Origin of the sequence: Salegentibacter agarivorans (genome assembly GCF_900113135.1) — a bacterium.
GTDB lineage: Bacteria > Bacteroidota > Bacteroidia > Flavobacteriales > Flavobacteriaceae > Salegentibacter > Salegentibacter agarivorans.
In genome coordinates this window covers 1-17,022 of sequence record NZ_FOOH01000043.1, presented here as the reverse complement: position 1 = coordinate 17,022, position 17,022 = coordinate 1, and the positions used below count along the sequence as shown (strand labels likewise).

Here is a 17,022-nt window from a genome sequence, read left to right as displayed (position 1 = left end):
ATGGGATTCGCAAATAACTCTTCCTGAGTATATCCCATTAATTTTACGAAGGCTGGATTTATTTTTCTAAAGTATCCATCATATCCGGCAATACATAAATAATCGTGCGAAAGCGAAAAGAAGGGTTCCAGATCAAATTCATTTTTAATATTTTTTATTTCCATTTTAGCTTAGGGCTTCAGAAGTAAAAGTAGATAAAAATATTACGAATTTTTGGGATAATTCCTGGCAGAAAAAAATGTTGTCCCTATGTTGTCCCCGGTAAAAAAAGAAAGCCTTCCGATTTCTCGAAAGGCTTGTCTTTACTAAGCTCCCCCTCTTGGGCTCGAACCAAGGACCCTCTGATTAACAGCCGCGAAAAAGGGGTTTCAGATAATTTCATATAGCTTCCTATGTATTGATAATCAGTATTTTATAACTTTTCCCTTGTCATTTAGTTTTACAATATTTACCTTTATTTGCCCATTTGTTGTCCCTATGTTGTCCCCGTTTTAACCTATTAATTAAGGGTTTATCATTCAAAAATGACGAAATGTTGTCCCTAATATATGAATTATGATTAATCTCAAGATTGTACTCAAGAAAAAATTACTATCTGATGGAAAGTATCCAGTATGTTTACGTGTTACTAAAGAAAGACAATGTAGACATTACAAAACACCATTCAGCGCAAAAATGGACGAATGGATTGAACCAACCGGTGTTTTTAATAAAAAGCACAGTAACCACGTTCAAAATAATAGACTCCTTGTAAAATTCAAGGAAAGAGCTTACCAGATCATAACAGAACTGGAAATTGAAAATCCCGACTATACAATACAAGAATTCGATACTAGGTTCAGAGTTACATATAACCCGGTATCAAATGACGTTTTTGCATTTTTTGATGAAATAATTCAAGAAATGACCTATGCTGGTCGTGTAGGAAACGCAAAGTCTTATAAGGATACAAAAACCTCCGTACAAATTTTCCATAAGAGCAAAAAACTTAGTTTTCGCGAAGTGAACTCTACCTTTTTAAGTAAATATGATGCTTTCCTAAGATCGCGAGGTGGAACCGACGGAGGTGTTGGCGTAAAGATGAGAGCCATAAGGGCATTGTTCAACAAAGCCATAGAGCGTGGTATTGTAAAAGAAAGTTTATACCCCTTTAAGAAATATAAAATTTCGGGTTTGAGAGGCAAAGGTTTTAAACGTGCCTTGGATTTTGAAGAAATAATGCGCATTGTCAATGTGGATCTGAGTAAGCATCCTCATTTAGTGGATACCAGAAATTACTTTGTTTTTAGTTTCTATACCAGGGGAATGAACTTTGCCGATATGATGTGTTTAGAATGGAAAGATGTGGAAAAAAATGTCATTTATTACACCAGGGCTAAAACCAAAGGAAATTTCTCAATTGCCATAATGCCACCGGTAAGAGAAATTCTTGATTATTATCGAATTAATGGGTATGGGAATAAATATGTATTTCCTTTACTGTATCGTGAAAACTATACTCCTACCCAACTTGCAGATCGAAAACATAAAATGTTAGGGATCTATAACAAAAATCTAAAAGAACTGGCTACAATTTGTGAGATCACGAAAAATGTTAGCAGTTATGTGGCCCGGCATAGCTTTGCAAACTGTCTCAAACAAAAAGGAGTTGCTACTGATGTGATTAGCGAATCTTTAGGACATCAAAACCTAACCGTAACCCAGGCATATTTAAAAGAATTAGATACTCAGGTTGTGGATAAAGCGCTGGAAGTATTGTTGTAATGGTGCTATAATTAAAATAAAATTACAGATTTATATTGCTAATAATTTTTCTTATTATCGCTTAAGGTAAAGTCCTTAAATACCATATAATTAAGCATTTTCACTCCCTAATACTTCATTCTGTAATTCCTTTTTTAAATTCAAAAAGGATTTCCTGAGCCAAATCAAGATCCCAATCTTCTTGACTAGACCATTTTTTTAAAAATTCGGAAGAGGCAGGTGAGGCGGTATGTTCATCAAGAATTTCTGAGACTCTTTTTTTCAGCCTTTCTGAAGTATTAAGATACTTGCGGGCATTTCTCCCCAAGACACAAGCAGCTATTTTTAACTTCCCTGTTTCATCTAATTCCCCTTCTGGAAAAACATCATTATGTACTTCCAGAATTTCATCAAAATTATAATCAAAGTAATGCTTAATTATCTTTAAGATATCTCCCGGGTCCTGGCCCCGGTCTTCAGGCCTGTCACTCCAGGCTACCAGTTTTAAAATAATCATTCCCGGGAGCGGGGGAATTTGCACTAATTTTTCGTCTATATACACCTCCCGCGAATCTTCCAATACTTCCTTAAGGCCAACAACGTGAAGATCTATTTGGCGTTTATCAAAATTCTGGGTGAATTCCTGTTCAATTTCTCCAAAGGGAAGCACATCTATTACAGCATTAAAGGCTTTATTATAAAAGGTCCAGGGAGCTTTTACTTTTGTAAAATTTTTCTCTTCCAGGTCTTGGGTAATTTTTTTATAATCCTCACCTGAAGAAATCATAACCGCAAAATCAATATCCTTGGTACCGCGGCTGGGCTTAATGCCCTCTTTTAATAATTCCAACGCAATGGCATTAACGCCGATTAAGTAATAAGGGATTTCATGCTTTCGCATTATCTCATCGATAATTTCAAAAACCTCTTTAAAATAAGGAATAGCAAGTTTTTTATAGGACTGGTTGGATGTACTCATCAAAAATCTTTTTTGCGGTTTCCCGGCAGCGTTTGTCTTCTTTTAGAATTAGATCGGCATAGACCAGGAAAGGAGGGGCCGCAGGACCGGAATCTCCCTTCCAAAATTTTTCATAAACAAATAAATCTCCTTCAGCATTAGGTCTAAGGTTATAATTTTTCATCAGGTTAACCGGAGATTCGTTACTATAAAATATGAATTCTTCCGGCCTTAGGTAACCGGTCAATAAGTCTCCTGCTGGCTCTCCTCCCCAATGGGTTTCCCCCTGATTTAATTTGAGATTTTGCCAATCTTCCCGTAGTTCATAACGAGCTCGGAATAATTTAGGTTTCAGTTGTTGTTCATAATCATAAATCCAGCGATCCAATAAAGCCTTACGATCTTCCCAGAGATAATTGTTTTTGTGAGCGATTAAATAACCTTCCTCTTTTAAGGTTTTAATCACTTTAGGCACGGTGCCCAGACTTACGCCACTTTTTTCTGCTATCGTTCTTTGCCTCGCATTTACTAACTCAGGATTAATTAAAAAACTAAAAACTAGTTTTAAGCCGGTTTTGGTGAAGGGCTTTTTACCAGAATACTTTTTATTTTTAATTGACTTTTTGGATTCTATAAAGACATAATTGTTTTCATAATTTATAAAAACACTTCCGTTTTCCTCCAAGTAGGCTATTCCCTCTTTCTGCAAGCGCTTTTTTATAGCCGGATGCAGCTTTTCCGCTACCAGTATAAAATTTCCATACTGCTGCTTTCTTTCCAATAGCTGGGGAATTTGATGCTGGCGTAATTCTTTTTTAATTTCAAAAACCATCCTTAAAGTCTCCTTGCTGAAGGGAAAATGGAAAAGAAGGTCTCCATCTAGAGTATGAGATTCTTCTAATTTCGCATAGATGTGCCCTGGTCTTTCTAAATTGCTCAAGGCATTGTAAACTATCTCTGCTTCCATCTGTTCAAGTTTTTTATATGTTCACGATTCGTGAACAGTGTGAATTTATGAACAAATATACAAAACCCATCATATCTTTATACCCTTGAAGAAGAGATATCATAGATTGTAGTAAAAATTAATCTTCCATAAACAGCTGATTAAGAAAATACATCGTATTATAGGGGTCCATTGGAATCTACCTGAATGTAAATTTTGCTAAGTTCATCCAGCTGAGAAGCAGCTTCGTATATACATTGCTCTTTACGTTCATTATTATATTGTTCAGTGACAATGAACATTCGAATATGATGAACATATTTTAAAGTAAAGTATATAAATTGGTTTCTCTCACAATCTTCTGCACCTCTAAATTAGTTGCAGATTCGTGATTACTGATTTTGATTGTATAAGCTGCACCCAACAGTTTCAATTTTGCGTGCTTTCATTCTGGTGGATGCTGACCTCGTTAAAAAAACGATGAAAGCTAGTATTTTAAATTATTTGGGAGTATGTTGACCCCTGGCGTAATTCTTTTTTTAATACAAAACCCAACCCTCCAGCTTCTTCTCAATGACTAATGGAGGTAATTACTTTTGCGGTTTAAGAAATACCGAAAAAATTGAACCTTGCCCTACTTTACTGTTTACTTCAATTCTACCACCGCGGTTTTCTACCATTCGTTTAACAATAAAAAGGCCTAATCCAGATCCTTCAACAGCCCGGTTAATTCTAAAGTATTTATTGAATAAATCTGGAAGATGTTCTTCTTTTATTCCACCACTATTATCTTCAACTTCGAGAAGAATCTCTTCAGAAATAAGCTTTGTGCGCACCGATATAATCGGAGTCCTACCGGCAAACCCATATTTTATGGAATTGGAAATAAGGTTAAACAAAATACTCCGTATTTCTTTCCGGGGATAGTGAATATCCCGAACCTGGAATTCAAATTTTATTATAGATCCGGTTGGTTTAATTAGATGTCCCAGATCGTTCTTAATTTCCTCTAGTAAAACAGATAAATTTATATCATGCATTCCATTGCTACCTTTGGCTGTCTTAGCAATCAGGGTCATGTCGTTAACAACCTCTTTAAAGTGCTTTACCGATTTATCTATTAAACCAAGTATTTCCTGCTGATCTTCTTTAGTATTTTCTGCTTGTTTTAACAGCGCAATAAGCCCTTCCAGGTTATTTAAGGGAGTTTTAAGGTCGTGCGATGCGGAATAAACAAAATTATCGAGCTCAAGGTTTATTCGACTTAATTCTTCAAAAGATTTATTTAAATCCTGATTCGATATTTTAAGTGCTTCTTTAGTTCTTTCCCGTTCTTCTAAGATTTCTTTTTGCTCCTGTATATCGGTACAGGTGCCGAACCATTTTAAAATTTTACCATTATCATCTTTTAGTGGTTCGGCACGAGCAAGGAACCAGTTATAAGTTCCATCAAACTTTCTCATGCGATATTCTATTTCGTAAGGCTTACCGGTATCCAGCGAATGTCGCCATACTTCCCTGGCACGATCATAATTGTCTGGATGAAGAACCAGGGACCAGCCTTTATCTTTAGTCTCTTCATAGGTTAGACCGGTAAAATCGTACCAGCTTTGGTTATAAAGGTCGTGATAACCATCTGGTTTAGTGGCCCAAACCATATGAGGCATAAGATCTATTACCAATTTAAATTCCCTGGCATTTTGCTCTAAAGACATTTTTGAGATACTACTCTCAGAATCGGTGAAATTATAAGACATAATATAGGTTAAGGTTTGGGCAATCAACCTACCTGGATAGGTTTGTCATAATTTAACAATAGGTAACTACTTACGAAGTAATTTTGAATGTTTAACTATGAAATTTTAATATTTAACAGGTTGAAGGGTTCTATAGACCGTTTTTAATCTCTTCAAGGTTATTCATTTTTAAGGGTTTGGAAATAAATCCTTTTATGGCAGAATAAATTTCTGCTTTCTCTTTAAAATCTTCAATTGAACTTGAAAGTATATAAATGGTAAATTGATTTTTCACACTTTCTTCAAATTTCAAAAACTCATCTATAAATTCCCAGCCGCTCATAGTAGGCATATTAACATCGAGAAATAGAATTGTTGGTTGCTTGCTGTGTTCTACATTGTATTCCTCTGCTATAAAACTGAGTGCTTCTTCCGGTGTCGAAAAAATTTTTATATCTCCGTCTTTATCAAAACGTTTAATAGTGAACTCACAAATCATATTATTGGTAGGATCGTCATCTACTACCATATAGCGCTGATTATACATATTCAGAATTATAATTATAGGTTTTCTCCTTAAAGGTAATTATGAATTTTGTCCCGCCATTAACTTCACTTTCAATTGAAATTTTTCCACCAAGTAGTTCTACCTGGGTTCTTACTAAAAACAATCCCATCCCCTTACCTTCTACATGATCATGAAATTTCCTATAAAGACCAAAAACCTGATCTCCTTTCTTTTCTAAATCTATTCCAAGGCCGTTATCTTCAAAAGTTATAACTGTTGCTCCATCCTTAATTTTAGAACTTATTTTTATTTGAGGAAAAATATCTGGTTTACGGTATTTAATACTATTGGAAATAAGGTTATAAAAAATACTATAAAGATAACTTTGTACCGTATGAAGACTGGTTACTTCAAAATTTGTTTCGATCCTTACTTCTTCTTTCTCAATTAAATTTTGAATACTACTTTTTATATCCCATACCAAATCATCTAGTATTACCGTTTCTTTCTTTGCATCCATTTCAACCTTTACCTGTAGAATGGTGTTCAAATCAGAAATTACGGTATCTAGTCGCTTCACATTTTCGAAGAGAGCTTGCAGGAATTTATTTCGCACCTCTTCGGGATAATCATTTGTATTGATTAAATCTGCTAGTCCTATGATATTAGCTACCGGAGACCGTAAATTATGGGAGACTATAAATGAAAATTGCTCCAGTCCTTTATTTGCTTCTACCAGTTCCTCCGTATAGATTTTAAGATTTTTATTCAGTTCTTTGATTTGTAATTCTGATTTTTTTCTTTCAGTGACATCCCTAAAATACACTGATAGTCCATTTGGAGATGGATAGGCAGCAACTTCAAGCCATTTTTCTACTCGCTCAAAATAGGCTTCAAAATTTTCTATAGTTTGCTCCTTAACAGCCTTTAAATAATAGGTTTCAAAATCAGTACCCTGGGCATCACTAAAAACCTCCCAAAGGTTTCTTCCCATTACCTTGTCTCTGGGGCAATCCAACACATCTTCCGCGTGTTTATTCCAATAGGTAACTATCCAATTATTATCTACCATCCAAAAGGCATCACCAATACTTTCAAGAACTTTTTCTTTTTCCTCTGAAGCTTCTAAGGCTTGCATTTCGGACATTTTAAGATAGGTAATATCCTGGAAACTTCCATTTATTCGAATGCATTTTCCGTTGACAAAAGTTGGTTTACCTATTTTTCTAACCCATCGCTCCTCTCCTTCTGCTGTGACTAGCTGTAGTTCAAGATCATACGAGATGTTATCTTTGTACGCTCTTCTATAAGCATTATTCATGGCAGTTCGACTCTCCCCTTCTTTATAGAAATAAATTCCCTTTTCTAAAGTAGGATTATAATCTAATGGCACCCCATGTATTTTTTTAGTGACTGCAGACCAGTACAAGGTTCCTTTCTCACAATCTATTTCAAAGCTACCTATGTTGGCTAACCTGGTGGCCTCATCTAAGAGGCCTTCCAGTTTCCTTCGTTCTGTAACATCTTGCATGGCTCCCACCATCCTAAATGCCTTACCCTCTTTATCCCGGAGGATAAAACCTCTTTCAATTACAATGGCATAACTACCATCTGCTTTTTTAAACCTGTATTCTTCTCTCCAGCGATTATCTTTACCTTTAATTCCACGGGTAAGACTTTTTTTTATAAAATCCCTATCCTGAGGATGAATTTTGTCAAAAAATGCTTCGATAGTCGGTTTAAAATTATCCGGTGAATATCCGAATAAGGCATAAAAAGTTTTTCCCCATTGCACCAAATTTGAGTTGATATCCCAGTCATAAATCGCATCTGATGTTGCTTTAGATACTAATTCATAACGAGTATTACTTTCTTTTAATTCTCTTTCTACTTTAACCCTGTCGGTGATATCTATACCCACCCCTTGTACTTCAAAAGGTTTTCCTTTGGCATCTGGAATACAAATAAAATCCCATAGTGTTATCCTTTCACCACCATCCTCTTTAAATTTATCTATTTCCAGCTGAAAAACAGTATTAGGTGTAGCCACACATTTTTTAAAGGTGTCCCTTACTCTATCGTGATGGTATGGCTTTACACTGGATAAAGCCGATTGTTCTTCAATTTTCTCAGTGTTATAGAGCCACATAAAATCTTTTACAAACTTATCATTGACATAAGTATAATTTCCCTGTAAGTTTATACGAGTGAGATAATTTGTTTGAGAATGGAGTATTCCACGTTGCCTTGCTTCACTTTGCATAAGTTGTTCCAGGTTGTTTCTTTCTTCTGTTACATCCTGTACCGTTCCCTCAAAAACTGTATTTCCTTCCTGATTTTTAATAATTTTTCCTTTCTCGTGTACCCATTTTATTTTACCATTTGGTAATATAATCCGATGTTCAAAATCCAACTGCTTATTACCTTGAAGGGCCAATTTATTTTTCTCAATAAAAGTGTCAAGATCATCAGGGTGAATCGTATTATTAAAAGATTCCACATTGGGTTGAAATATCTCCTTATCCCTTTCCCAAATATTAAATACTTCATCAGACCAAAAGAATTTATTGTTCTCCAAATTATGAGTCCAATAACCCATTTTAGCAATCTTTTGTGCAGTAATAAGTTTTTCAGTTTTATCTTTTAATTTTTGAAGGGCATTCTCTTTCTCTGTAACATCAAGTAAGATTATTAGCCTACAGTTTTTAAGGTGATACTGTAGTCCATAACCAAAAGTTTCTACTATTATGCGCTTTCCATTTTTTTCTAAGGTTATATTACGATGGTGGGTGACTTCACCTTCATTAACTGAGGTAAAAATATTTTTCTTAAAATTAGTTTTTTCATTTTCTGGAATAAAATCTAGTAAGCTTGCATTTAAAAGCTCCTCGCGATTAAATCCATAATGATCTAATGTAGCTTTATTTATGTCGAGAATTTTAAGAGTATCTTTATCATAAATGATATTTGGGAGTGGGTTGTTTTGAAATAATTTACGGTATTCCTTCTCCGATGCTTTCAGTTCTTCCTCAGTACGTTTAGATTCTGAAATATCCCTAATAATCATGGATGAGAGTTTTTCCCCCTTAGCGCCTTGAAAAATCGTACATGAAAGGGCTGCTAAAAAAATACTTCCATCTTTTCTGCGCATATTTACCTCTGCGTTCACTTTGCCCGTTTCTTCCCTCTCTTTCAGGGCTTCTACTACCCTCGGATCATTTCGATCGACCAAAGCATTTCGGCCAATTTCACAAATTTCCTGTTCTGTTCTTTGAAATAGTTTACAGGCGGCATTATTGGCTGCGAAAATTTCTCCATAAGGGTTAGTTAGTAAAATTCCATCCAAACTGTTTTCAAAAAAAGCCCGGTATTTCTCTTCATTTTTCTTTAATGCCTTTTCTGAAAGTATTCGATCGGTAATATCTCGGGAATTAGTAACAATCCCTTGTATTACCGGATCATCGATTAGATTAGTGGCTTTTGTTTCAATCCATCTCCACTCTCCCTTTGCATTTCTAAAACGAAATGGTGCTATTAAAACCTGGTTTTTATTTTCTAGTTCTGAAAAATTAGATGTCACTCTCTCTTTATCTTCAGGGTGGATAAATTCAAATGCAGACTTACCAATAAACTCTTTAGGGGTAATCCCTAGTATCGGATAGAAGGTTTCACTTACAAATTTATACCTACCCTCTAGGTCCAGGATGCCTATAAGATCGGAACCTTCCTGGACCAGGGCTTTAAATTTACGTTCGCTTCTTAAAAGAGCCGCTTCACTTTCTTTGAGTTTTGTTATATCTTTTGCAATTCCATAAACCCCTGCTATTATTCCATTGGAGCTAAAAGGAATTAATGAAATATCCAAAACCATTTCACGGCTTTTCCCCGAAATAAATTTGGCTTCAAACTTTTGATTTTCACCATTTAAGGCATTATTAAATTTTTCTACAATTCTTTCCCGATGCTCCGGATCACAGAAGGGTAAAAAATTCATATTCAACAACTCTCTTTCAGGGGTTTCAGTAATATCTATTAAACCCTGGTTAAGATTTGTAAAATAACCATTGCGGTCTAGGGTATAAATACCATCGGTATTTCTTTCAATAAATTTTTTATGTTTTTCAGTTTTAGCGTCTAATTTAACCTGAAGCAAATCACCTCTGTCCTTTTCGACTATTTGAGTCGTAATATCTTTTACCACATTTAAAATATACCAGGTGCTTGCAACATCATCAAAAACAGGTATATTTTCTACTTCCCAGTACTTGAGCTTATATATCTTGTTTTGATTATCATACAGGTCATATCGAAGAACATCTATTTTGTGAGGTTCCTTGCTGATATAAGCATTATTTAAAGAATCCAGAATATCTTTTAAACCCGAAGTAGGATTTTCAGGAAAAACTTCTTCCACAGTTTTCCCCATTAATTCTTTTTCCGATTTATTTGTAACCTCAAGGTATAGGGAATTTGCCTCTTTAATTACATAGAGGTTTTTCTTTTTTTCAAACAACAAGCACGGAAAGGGTAGATTTCTAAAAATACTCTTATAACAACCCATTATTTTGTTTTTATAATTTTTGGTAACGGATTGGAAATATAACCAAATTTTAAAATTTTTGAGAGTGATTTATTATCGAAACACTAATTTTGACGTTATATTTTTTATTTTGTCGATTTCTATATAAACCGTATGTAATCTTATTCCTTCGTAAATTTCTTAAACATTACTCTGGCACATTGAATAATTGTTCTACACTGGGTTTAAAAATTCGCAAATAACATTATCGTATTTTACTTAAGTTTTTTGCTTATTCTGAAGGAGAAATAACCGCGGAAGTCAAATAGAAGTGTTCATAAAACTGTTGTAGTATGTATGATAAAACATTTTAATAGCCCTCTGCCGAACCAAATCTCCACACTTAGATTACAAAGAGATCATTTTCATAACTGCATTGGGATTATTTACAAAACCTCCTGCCCCATATCTACCATAACTTACCTGCGCAGGATCCTATGCTGTTTTTATAGTATACGGGAAGTTAAGCGTAAAGTAATAACAGCATAGGGCGCAAACTATTTATCTTTACAAAACCAGTAAATTTTAACCTGTTTTCAGAGTCTTTCAAGCCATTTACTGGTAATCTCCTCTCATTGCCAGCTGATTTAAAAAAATTACTTTTATTTTTTACTAAATTTTTGCCGCAAATTTCAACGGTTTTACTGGGGGTTACAGGGCATTTGCCGCAATTTTACTAATTTTTGCACCAGGGCATTTGTCATTACAAATCCTGGTATCCACCCTGTAGCCACTCGCAGTATGCCTCCTGGATTTCCGGATATGCTGCAAAATAATCTTGGTAAGATTTATTCTGTGATTCCATAATCGTTCGGTAAACTTCAAAATTGTCTTCTACCTTTTCTTTGGAGGTATAACCAAAATTCCCCACGAAGCCTAAAGCAATAATTCCCGATATTCCTAAAAGAATCAGCAGGTAATTGGGTATGATCCTGGCGCGCTTTAATTTCCGATCTATCTCCTTTAGTATTTCATCTGTTTTTTCCTTTTCCAATTCCTGTTTTTGCAGGAATGTGTTCAGGTTCTTTTCCAATGCTTCCGTGCTGATGGGGATGCTCATCTTGACCAGTTGTCCTGAAAGCTTTTGAAGCTCCAGCACTGCCGTTTTGAAATCCTTCATTTCATCGGCCATCAGTTCCATAATTTCATCTAGTTTTTTCATCACTTATAATTTTAATATCCTATACCGGTATCTCTTACTGTTTTTACTATTCCCTTTAAAATCTCTTTAGCGAATTTGGTGGATAGGTTGCTGCTTAGCTGCACTGTCTTATCCAATACCTGGAAGGTTTTAGGTACTTCTTTTAGCCTTGTTAAACTTCTGTTTTGCGAGATCGCGGGAATTAATCGATTACCGCTCATCGACCGGTCCACTTCACTTGCTTTGAGATTTACTCCTTTGTATTCCACCCGAAACCCCTGCAGCTGATTCGCTTTATTGATGGTGGGGAGCACTTCTACCTTCTGCGCTTTCATTTTGTTTATATATTCATCCAGGGATTTTGGCCTCGACTGAAGCACGCGGTCATGTATATTCTTGATCTCCTGTCTTAGGCCCTTTAACTCGTTAAGTCTTTCCTGCTGTACTTCCCGAACCCGGGTAAGCCCTAATTCTTTGGCAACATTATCTGCCGCTATCTGGCTTCGTTTTCCGATAAAGCTGTCATTGTAGGCTTTGCCATCAAAACCAATCCTGTTGGTATAAATATGGACGTGGGTATGGGCCTTATCCCGGTGTACAAATCCAATAGATTGATTGTTTTGCAGGTTCATTTCCTTTAAAAACTTTTTAGCAAGAGCTTCCAGTTCTTTTTTGCTTAGATCCTTTCCGTCCTCAATCGTTGGGCTAACTATAAAACTTAAGGTGTTATTGGTACACCGTAGGTTTTGCGACTGGATAATCCTAAACTCTTCGGCTATCTCCGCGGGAGTATCCCCGGCCACGTGTTCTCTTAACACGACTTCGGCTTCTTTCTCCTGGTTCCAGCCATAGGATATGGAAACCCTGGTACCGGAGACGCTATGTCCTTTCCCTATCATTTTTTAAAGTTTTTTAATTGTGTCCTGATTTCTTTCGCCAGGTCTTCCACTTCTCTGGCCAGCTTTGGATCCCGCTTTCTAAACATATTGCCAATACGGGTAAAGTTGTTCTTGTACTGTACCAGCATTTTGTAGGTCTCCAATTGTTCCGGAGTGATCCGTTCTACGACATTTTTATCAAAGGCCGTGGCTCTTATATATTCTGAAAGGGAAATCCCTGCCCTGGCCGCTCTTCTTTGGAGCAGCTTCTTCTCGTAGATCGAGCATCGAACCTGGATGTATTCCCTTTTCATTTTTTTCTTTTTAAAACCTTTGCAACCATCGGGCGCAAAGCAAGATTGTCATTACAATGACACATCTTGCTTCTCCCTTTCAACTGAAAATCTTCGATAGGGTTCCCTATTTACCAATGACTCATTATTTTAAAGTCAAGGATTTTTTTACAGCTCACATCATTTATCAATTTTTCATTTAGATCTACATAGCCAGAGTAGTAATTGCTGCAATCAGTCACATTATCAAACTGGTTTAAAAGCGAACTAGCGGCTTTTGTTCCGGCCGGATCATTATCCAGATAAATCAGAACCTTCTCATATTTAGGAATAAGCATTCTAATCCTTTCCACAAATGCCAGGGAGTTTAAAATGATGCAGTCTGAATTTTGCACCAATTCTTCATCAATCGTTGCCAGGGAAAGAAAATCAAACATCCCTTCTGTGATGATTAGCTGTTTGGTTCCTCTTCCAAAAAAAGAAAAGGTTTTAGGGCTACTGGAAGTTTTAAAGTATTTATTTCTAAGTTCCCAGCCTCTTTTATAATTTTCAAGGCCAAGTGCAAAAAACCGTTTTCCTTTACAGCGATACCAAACCTGTCTGCAGTATTTTCTACCAATCTCATAAGGTATACTCCGTGAGTGTAGATAATCAATTAATGCTTTCAGGTGAATAATTTGAACGTCCAGGATACTGATTTCCGGTTTCTTAGTAAGATGTTCAATCTTTTGCGGGCTAAAAGAAAGAGATCTCATATCGTTCTTTAAATATTCCAGGGTTTCCCTTACAGACCAGGATTTTATAAGCATAATTAGATCTATAGTATTCCCTCCCATTCCCAATCCGAAGTCAAACCATAAGTTTTTAATTAAAGAGACGCTAAAAGAGGCTTGGGTTTCTGACCGCAGGGGGCTCAGAAACCAAGCTTCTTTTTCCGTTGTCCTGGTGGGAAAGTGCCCTAATTTTGCTAGCGTTTTTACGATGCAAATATTACGGGCACTTTTACACGATAAGTTATTTAAGTTCATTTTTTGATTTTTTAATTACCTATTTACCCAAGCCTTGTAAACACTGGGTTTTAATTCATTTTTTGTTGTTTTTCGTATCTACCCTAATTACCCAGAAAGGTAATTGTGGTAGATAGTTTTAAATTCTATTTACCAATTGAAACTCCCTTTGTTAACAGCCCTTTCCAAGGTTTGGGTAATTAGGGTAGATAGATTTTATAAAACTTCTAAAGGAGAGGTCTTGAACCGCTGTTTGACCAGGTAGCCATATACCCCGCTCTGGTGTTGTTTTACTCTCTCATAATTCTGAGCTTTTAAAGCTCTCCCCATGTAATACATATTCAGTCTCGGATTAATACAATTAAGCTGTAACACTATATCTGATGCCGTTTTAAAGTCGGCTGGATCTAAGCTCTTGAGATAGTACTTACAGAGCAGTTCTTCTTCCATACTGGCTGCCCGGTAAGTCTTGTTCCTTTCTTCATTTGCAATAATATCCTCCAGGGTCAATTCTGGGTTAAATTGTTCATCCACATAGGCCAGGTAATAGGCCTGAGCCCATACTTTGTTTATATCTACTTCCCGGGAATAAGCGAAATCAATCTTACCATTTAGCTCAAAGCATAACCAGCGCACAGAACCAGTTTCATCATTTAGAAAGGTTGCCCTGTTTGTAGATCCTATAAAACTGCAGGTCCTTCTCAGGTTCGAGTTTTTGCGATCATAAGGCAGCCTTTCATTGATCATCGTTTTAGAGAAATAAGCTTTAAGCGCATTAATTTCTTTTCTAGCCAGCACAGATAATTCATCTAAATTGATGATGAAATTCCTGGTAAGTTGAATCCTGGCATCTTTATCTGTGGTCATATCTTCAGCAAAATACTTTGATAAAGCCGGTGGACAGAGAAACCTACACCAGGTAGATTTTCCAGAATTTTGTTCTGAATGCACTAAAACCAAACATTGCTTATTGAAATAGTTTTCATCCAGCGCACCCTTAACTGTTCTCACAAGCCATTTTCGAAAATGATAAAGAAATTGCTCAGGTTCTTTAGCCGGAAGATAGGAAGCGAGTGTTCTTATATGATCTCCACCCACCCATTTTGGAAGCTTATCAAAATATTCCGCGATTGGGTTAAATCTGGGAATTAGGTTAGACCGTAAATAGATGTCCAATTTGCCCGGATTAATCTCTATGTTTGATTTCGCTAATTCTATAAGTAGCGAATTCACTTCAAATTCTTCCCAGATAGTTGACTCCTTAATCCGAATCTGAAACTCGTGAGATATTTCGTTAAACCTGATATCATATTTATCAGAAACATACTCCTCCACAGCATCATAGATCGTTTTTTTCTTCTGCTCGGATACTTGATAAAGTTTAAGTTTATTCTTTTCCATGATCTTTCATTTTACATCTTTTGCTTCTGATATTATAGAGGGTTAAAACCTTATTAAGGTTCACTTACAACCACTCGGATATAGGATGATTTTTCATCAGAATATTTTTAAGGTTGAGTAAAAAGCAAGTGCCTACTTGCGGTTCTTCAATAGGTTCTTATTGAACTGATCCTCCAGGTAGGCATCGGAAAGGTCCGGCTCTCCCAGGAGCCAGGCATCGATTTTTTCCTTGTCGAAAAACTTCTGTCGAATGTTCGGGTTGTTCCCCATTGGGATAAGCTTTAAATGGGTAAGCTTATAGATCTTACTTTTGGAGAGACCCGTATATTGTGCCAGGTCTTCCACGTTCATTACTTTTTTGGTGTGGGAAAGAAGCACTTTAATGTCCTCCAATAAACCCACTACTTGTTCTTGCTCATTCATAACTATATGGTTAAAATTAGAAATGAGTAAAAGGCCTTTTACGATTTTGTACAGGACAAACTTAGGAAAGTAAATACCTATAAATCAATAGGATAATTCAATTAAAAAGGGAATTATGCTATAATTATTCTTTATTCAGCATCTGCCGGATAAATTTTCGCTGGTTTCGGGAGTTTACTTTCTCCTGATCGTTTTTCCAGGCGGAAAAACTGGTTTTTAAAGTGTTTTCTTTGAGCGGTTCATTGTTCATCAAAAAGGAATTCATCATTAGTTGGAAAAATTCACGCTTCCTTTCTCCGGAGAAATCCTGAATTCCACCAACTAACAATTCATCAAATAAAACAAACAAAATTCTGTGGTTTGCGGAGTCTCCGCTTTTATTCCCAACAGTGAAATTGATCTTCTCCTGAACCTTCCGCCCTTTAAGCAATCTAAAAAATTGTTCTTTAGAATCTTTATCAAGACTGATATATTCAAACCTTATCTGAAACTTATTAATGGGCTCCACCTTAAAATTATGCCGGTCGGTCTCCAGGTGCTTATCTGATTCATAGAATATTGCCAGCCAAACCAAAATTACCGCCAGCACTATAAGAAGTACTAGAAAATAGACGTAACTGTCTATTATAGTTTTTACACCAAAAATTAAACTGAAACTTAAAACGAAAAGGATAAAGAAGGAAAGGATAAAAAGAATCAGATTGGTAGTACTCCCCTCAATTTTATCTTCAATGAAATCATTTATTCCAGATCTTAATCTAGCCAGTGCTTTTCCAGACTCAAGAATAAATTTTTCCATACTTACCAACCTTTCAGGCTATTAAATATAGTCAAAAGAAAAATAGGTGGGAAATCATAATAGCGCTCAGACCACCCAGTGTGAAGTTTCCATCTGCAAATTATCAACCAGAAAGAGTAGGCCTTTATACGTGTGGGAATACATCAAATGGAGTAAAATTTACAATTGCTATAAGAAGTTTTGCGTTATTCTTCAATCTTTGAAACTTAAAATAAAAGAAGTCCCAACTCCGGTTTTGCTCTTAACATCAATATCACCACCTAAGCTATTCATATAACTCTTTACCAGATATAGACCAATTCCCTTGCTGTCCTTATGATCTGTAAACTTTTGGTGCAATTCAAATAGCCTGTTCTCACTTTTTCCCATATCGAAACCAGTTCCGTTATCTACAAAATGAATTTGAGAACCGGTCTCATTTTTTTTAGAACTAATAGAAATTATGGGTGGAATTCCCGGTTTAGCATATTTTATGGAATTGGTGATTAGATTTAGAAAGATGCTATTCAGGTAAAATTTGTTAACCTTAAGAAATTCAATTTCAGAAAAATCAATTTCAAAACTAGTCTCGGTTTCTTCAATTAGAGATTGTAACGAACCGACAATGTTG

Annotated in this window: 15 protein-coding genes; 1 reads left to right on the top strand and 14 read right to left on the bottom strand. The window is 35.8% G+C overall.

The window, feature by feature from the left end:
• A partial coding sequence (locus BM084_RS18640; RefSeq protein ID WP_143083694.1) for a PAS domain S-box protein occupies window positions 1-164 on the bottom strand: 164 nt, incomplete at its 3' end.
• Window positions 165-555: 391 nt separating this feature from the next.
• Here BM084_RS18640 and BM084_RS18635 point away from each other — a divergent pair.
• Entirely contained in the window at window positions 556-1,764 is a 1,209-nt protein-coding gene (locus BM084_RS18635; RefSeq protein WP_093306622.1) for a site-specific integrase, read from the top strand.
• Window positions 1,765-1,879: 115 nt separating this feature from the next.
• Here BM084_RS18635 and BM084_RS18630 read toward each other — a convergent pair whose 3' ends face one another.
• The 13 genes from BM084_RS18630 to BM084_RS18570 form a co-directional block, all read right to left on the bottom strand.
• On the bottom strand, window positions 1,880-2,722 hold the full coding sequence (locus tag BM084_RS18630) for a hypothetical protein (RefSeq protein ID WP_093306620.1): 843 nt from the start codon (window positions 2,720-2,722) through the stop codon (window positions 1,880-1,882).
• Entirely contained in the window at window positions 2,697-3,668 is a 972-nt protein-coding gene (locus BM084_RS18625; RefSeq protein ID WP_093306617.1) for a type IV toxin-antitoxin system AbiEi family antitoxin, read from the bottom strand. The genes BM084_RS18630 and BM084_RS18625 overlap by 26 nt, the downstream gene beginning before the upstream one ends.
• 569 nt (window positions 3,669-4,237) lie before the next feature.
• Window positions 4,238-5,404 carry a sensor histidine kinase gene (locus BM084_RS18620; protein ID WP_093306615.1) on the bottom strand — a complete coding sequence of 389 codons (1,167 nt, stop codon included), beginning with the start codon at window positions 5,402-5,404 and terminating at the stop codon, window positions 4,238-4,240.
• Between the two features lie 130 nt (window positions 5,405-5,534).
• Window positions 5,535-5,930 carry a response regulator gene (locus tag BM084_RS18615; RefSeq protein WP_093306613.1) on the bottom strand — a complete coding sequence of 132 codons (396 nt, stop codon included), beginning with the start codon at window positions 5,928-5,930 and terminating at the stop codon, window positions 5,535-5,537.
• Complete coding sequence (locus BM084_RS18610) at window positions 5,923-10,452, bottom strand: PAS domain S-box protein (protein WP_093306611.1); 4,530 nt, start codon at window positions 10,450-10,452, stop codon at window positions 5,923-5,925. Before BM084_RS18610 ends, BM084_RS18615 begins: the two co-directional genes overlap by 8 nt.
• Window positions 10,453-11,173: 721 nt before the next feature.
• On the bottom strand, window positions 11,174-11,632 hold the full coding sequence (locus BM084_RS18605) for a DUF6730 family protein (protein WP_093306609.1): 459 nt from the start codon (window positions 11,630-11,632) through the stop codon (window positions 11,174-11,176).
• Window positions 11,633-11,643: 11 nt separating this feature from the next.
• Complete coding sequence (locus BM084_RS18600) at window positions 11,644-12,510, bottom strand: relaxase/mobilization nuclease domain-containing protein (protein ID WP_093306608.1); 867 nt, start codon at window positions 12,508-12,510, stop codon at window positions 11,644-11,646.
• The gene (gene mbpA / locus BM084_RS18595; protein WP_093306606.1) at window positions 12,507-12,803 is read right to left on the bottom strand and encodes a mobilization protein MbpA; all 297 of its coding nucleotides are present in this window, start codon (window positions 12,801-12,803) and stop codon (window positions 12,507-12,509) included. Before mbpA ends, BM084_RS18600 begins: the two co-directional genes overlap by 4 nt.
• Before the next feature lie 110 nt (window positions 12,804-12,913).
• Window positions 12,914-13,810, bottom strand: a complete 897-nt coding sequence (locus BM084_RS18590) for a toprim domain-containing protein (protein ID WP_093306604.1) — start codon at window positions 13,808-13,810, stop codon at window positions 12,914-12,916.
• 195 nt (window positions 13,811-14,005) lie between these two features.
• Entirely contained in the window at window positions 14,006-15,190 is a 1,185-nt protein-coding gene (locus tag BM084_RS18585; RefSeq protein WP_093306602.1) for a VapE domain-containing protein, read from the bottom strand.
• A 132-nt stretch (window positions 15,191-15,322) separates the two neighbouring features.
• Window positions 15,323-15,613 carry a helix-turn-helix transcriptional regulator gene (locus tag BM084_RS18580; protein ID WP_093306600.1) on the bottom strand — a complete coding sequence of 97 codons (291 nt, stop codon included), beginning with the start codon at window positions 15,611-15,613 and terminating at the stop codon, window positions 15,323-15,325.
• A 124-nt stretch (window positions 15,614-15,737) separates the two neighbouring features.
• Window positions 15,738-16,412: a hypothetical protein gene (locus tag BM084_RS18575; RefSeq protein WP_093306598.1), complete on the bottom strand. Its 675-nt coding sequence runs from the start codon at window positions 16,410-16,412 to the stop codon at window positions 15,738-15,740.
• Window positions 16,413-16,604: 192 nt separating this feature from the next.
• A partial coding sequence (locus BM084_RS18570) for an ATP-binding protein (protein ID WP_143083693.1) occupies window positions 16,605-17,022 on the bottom strand: 418 nt, incomplete at its 5' end.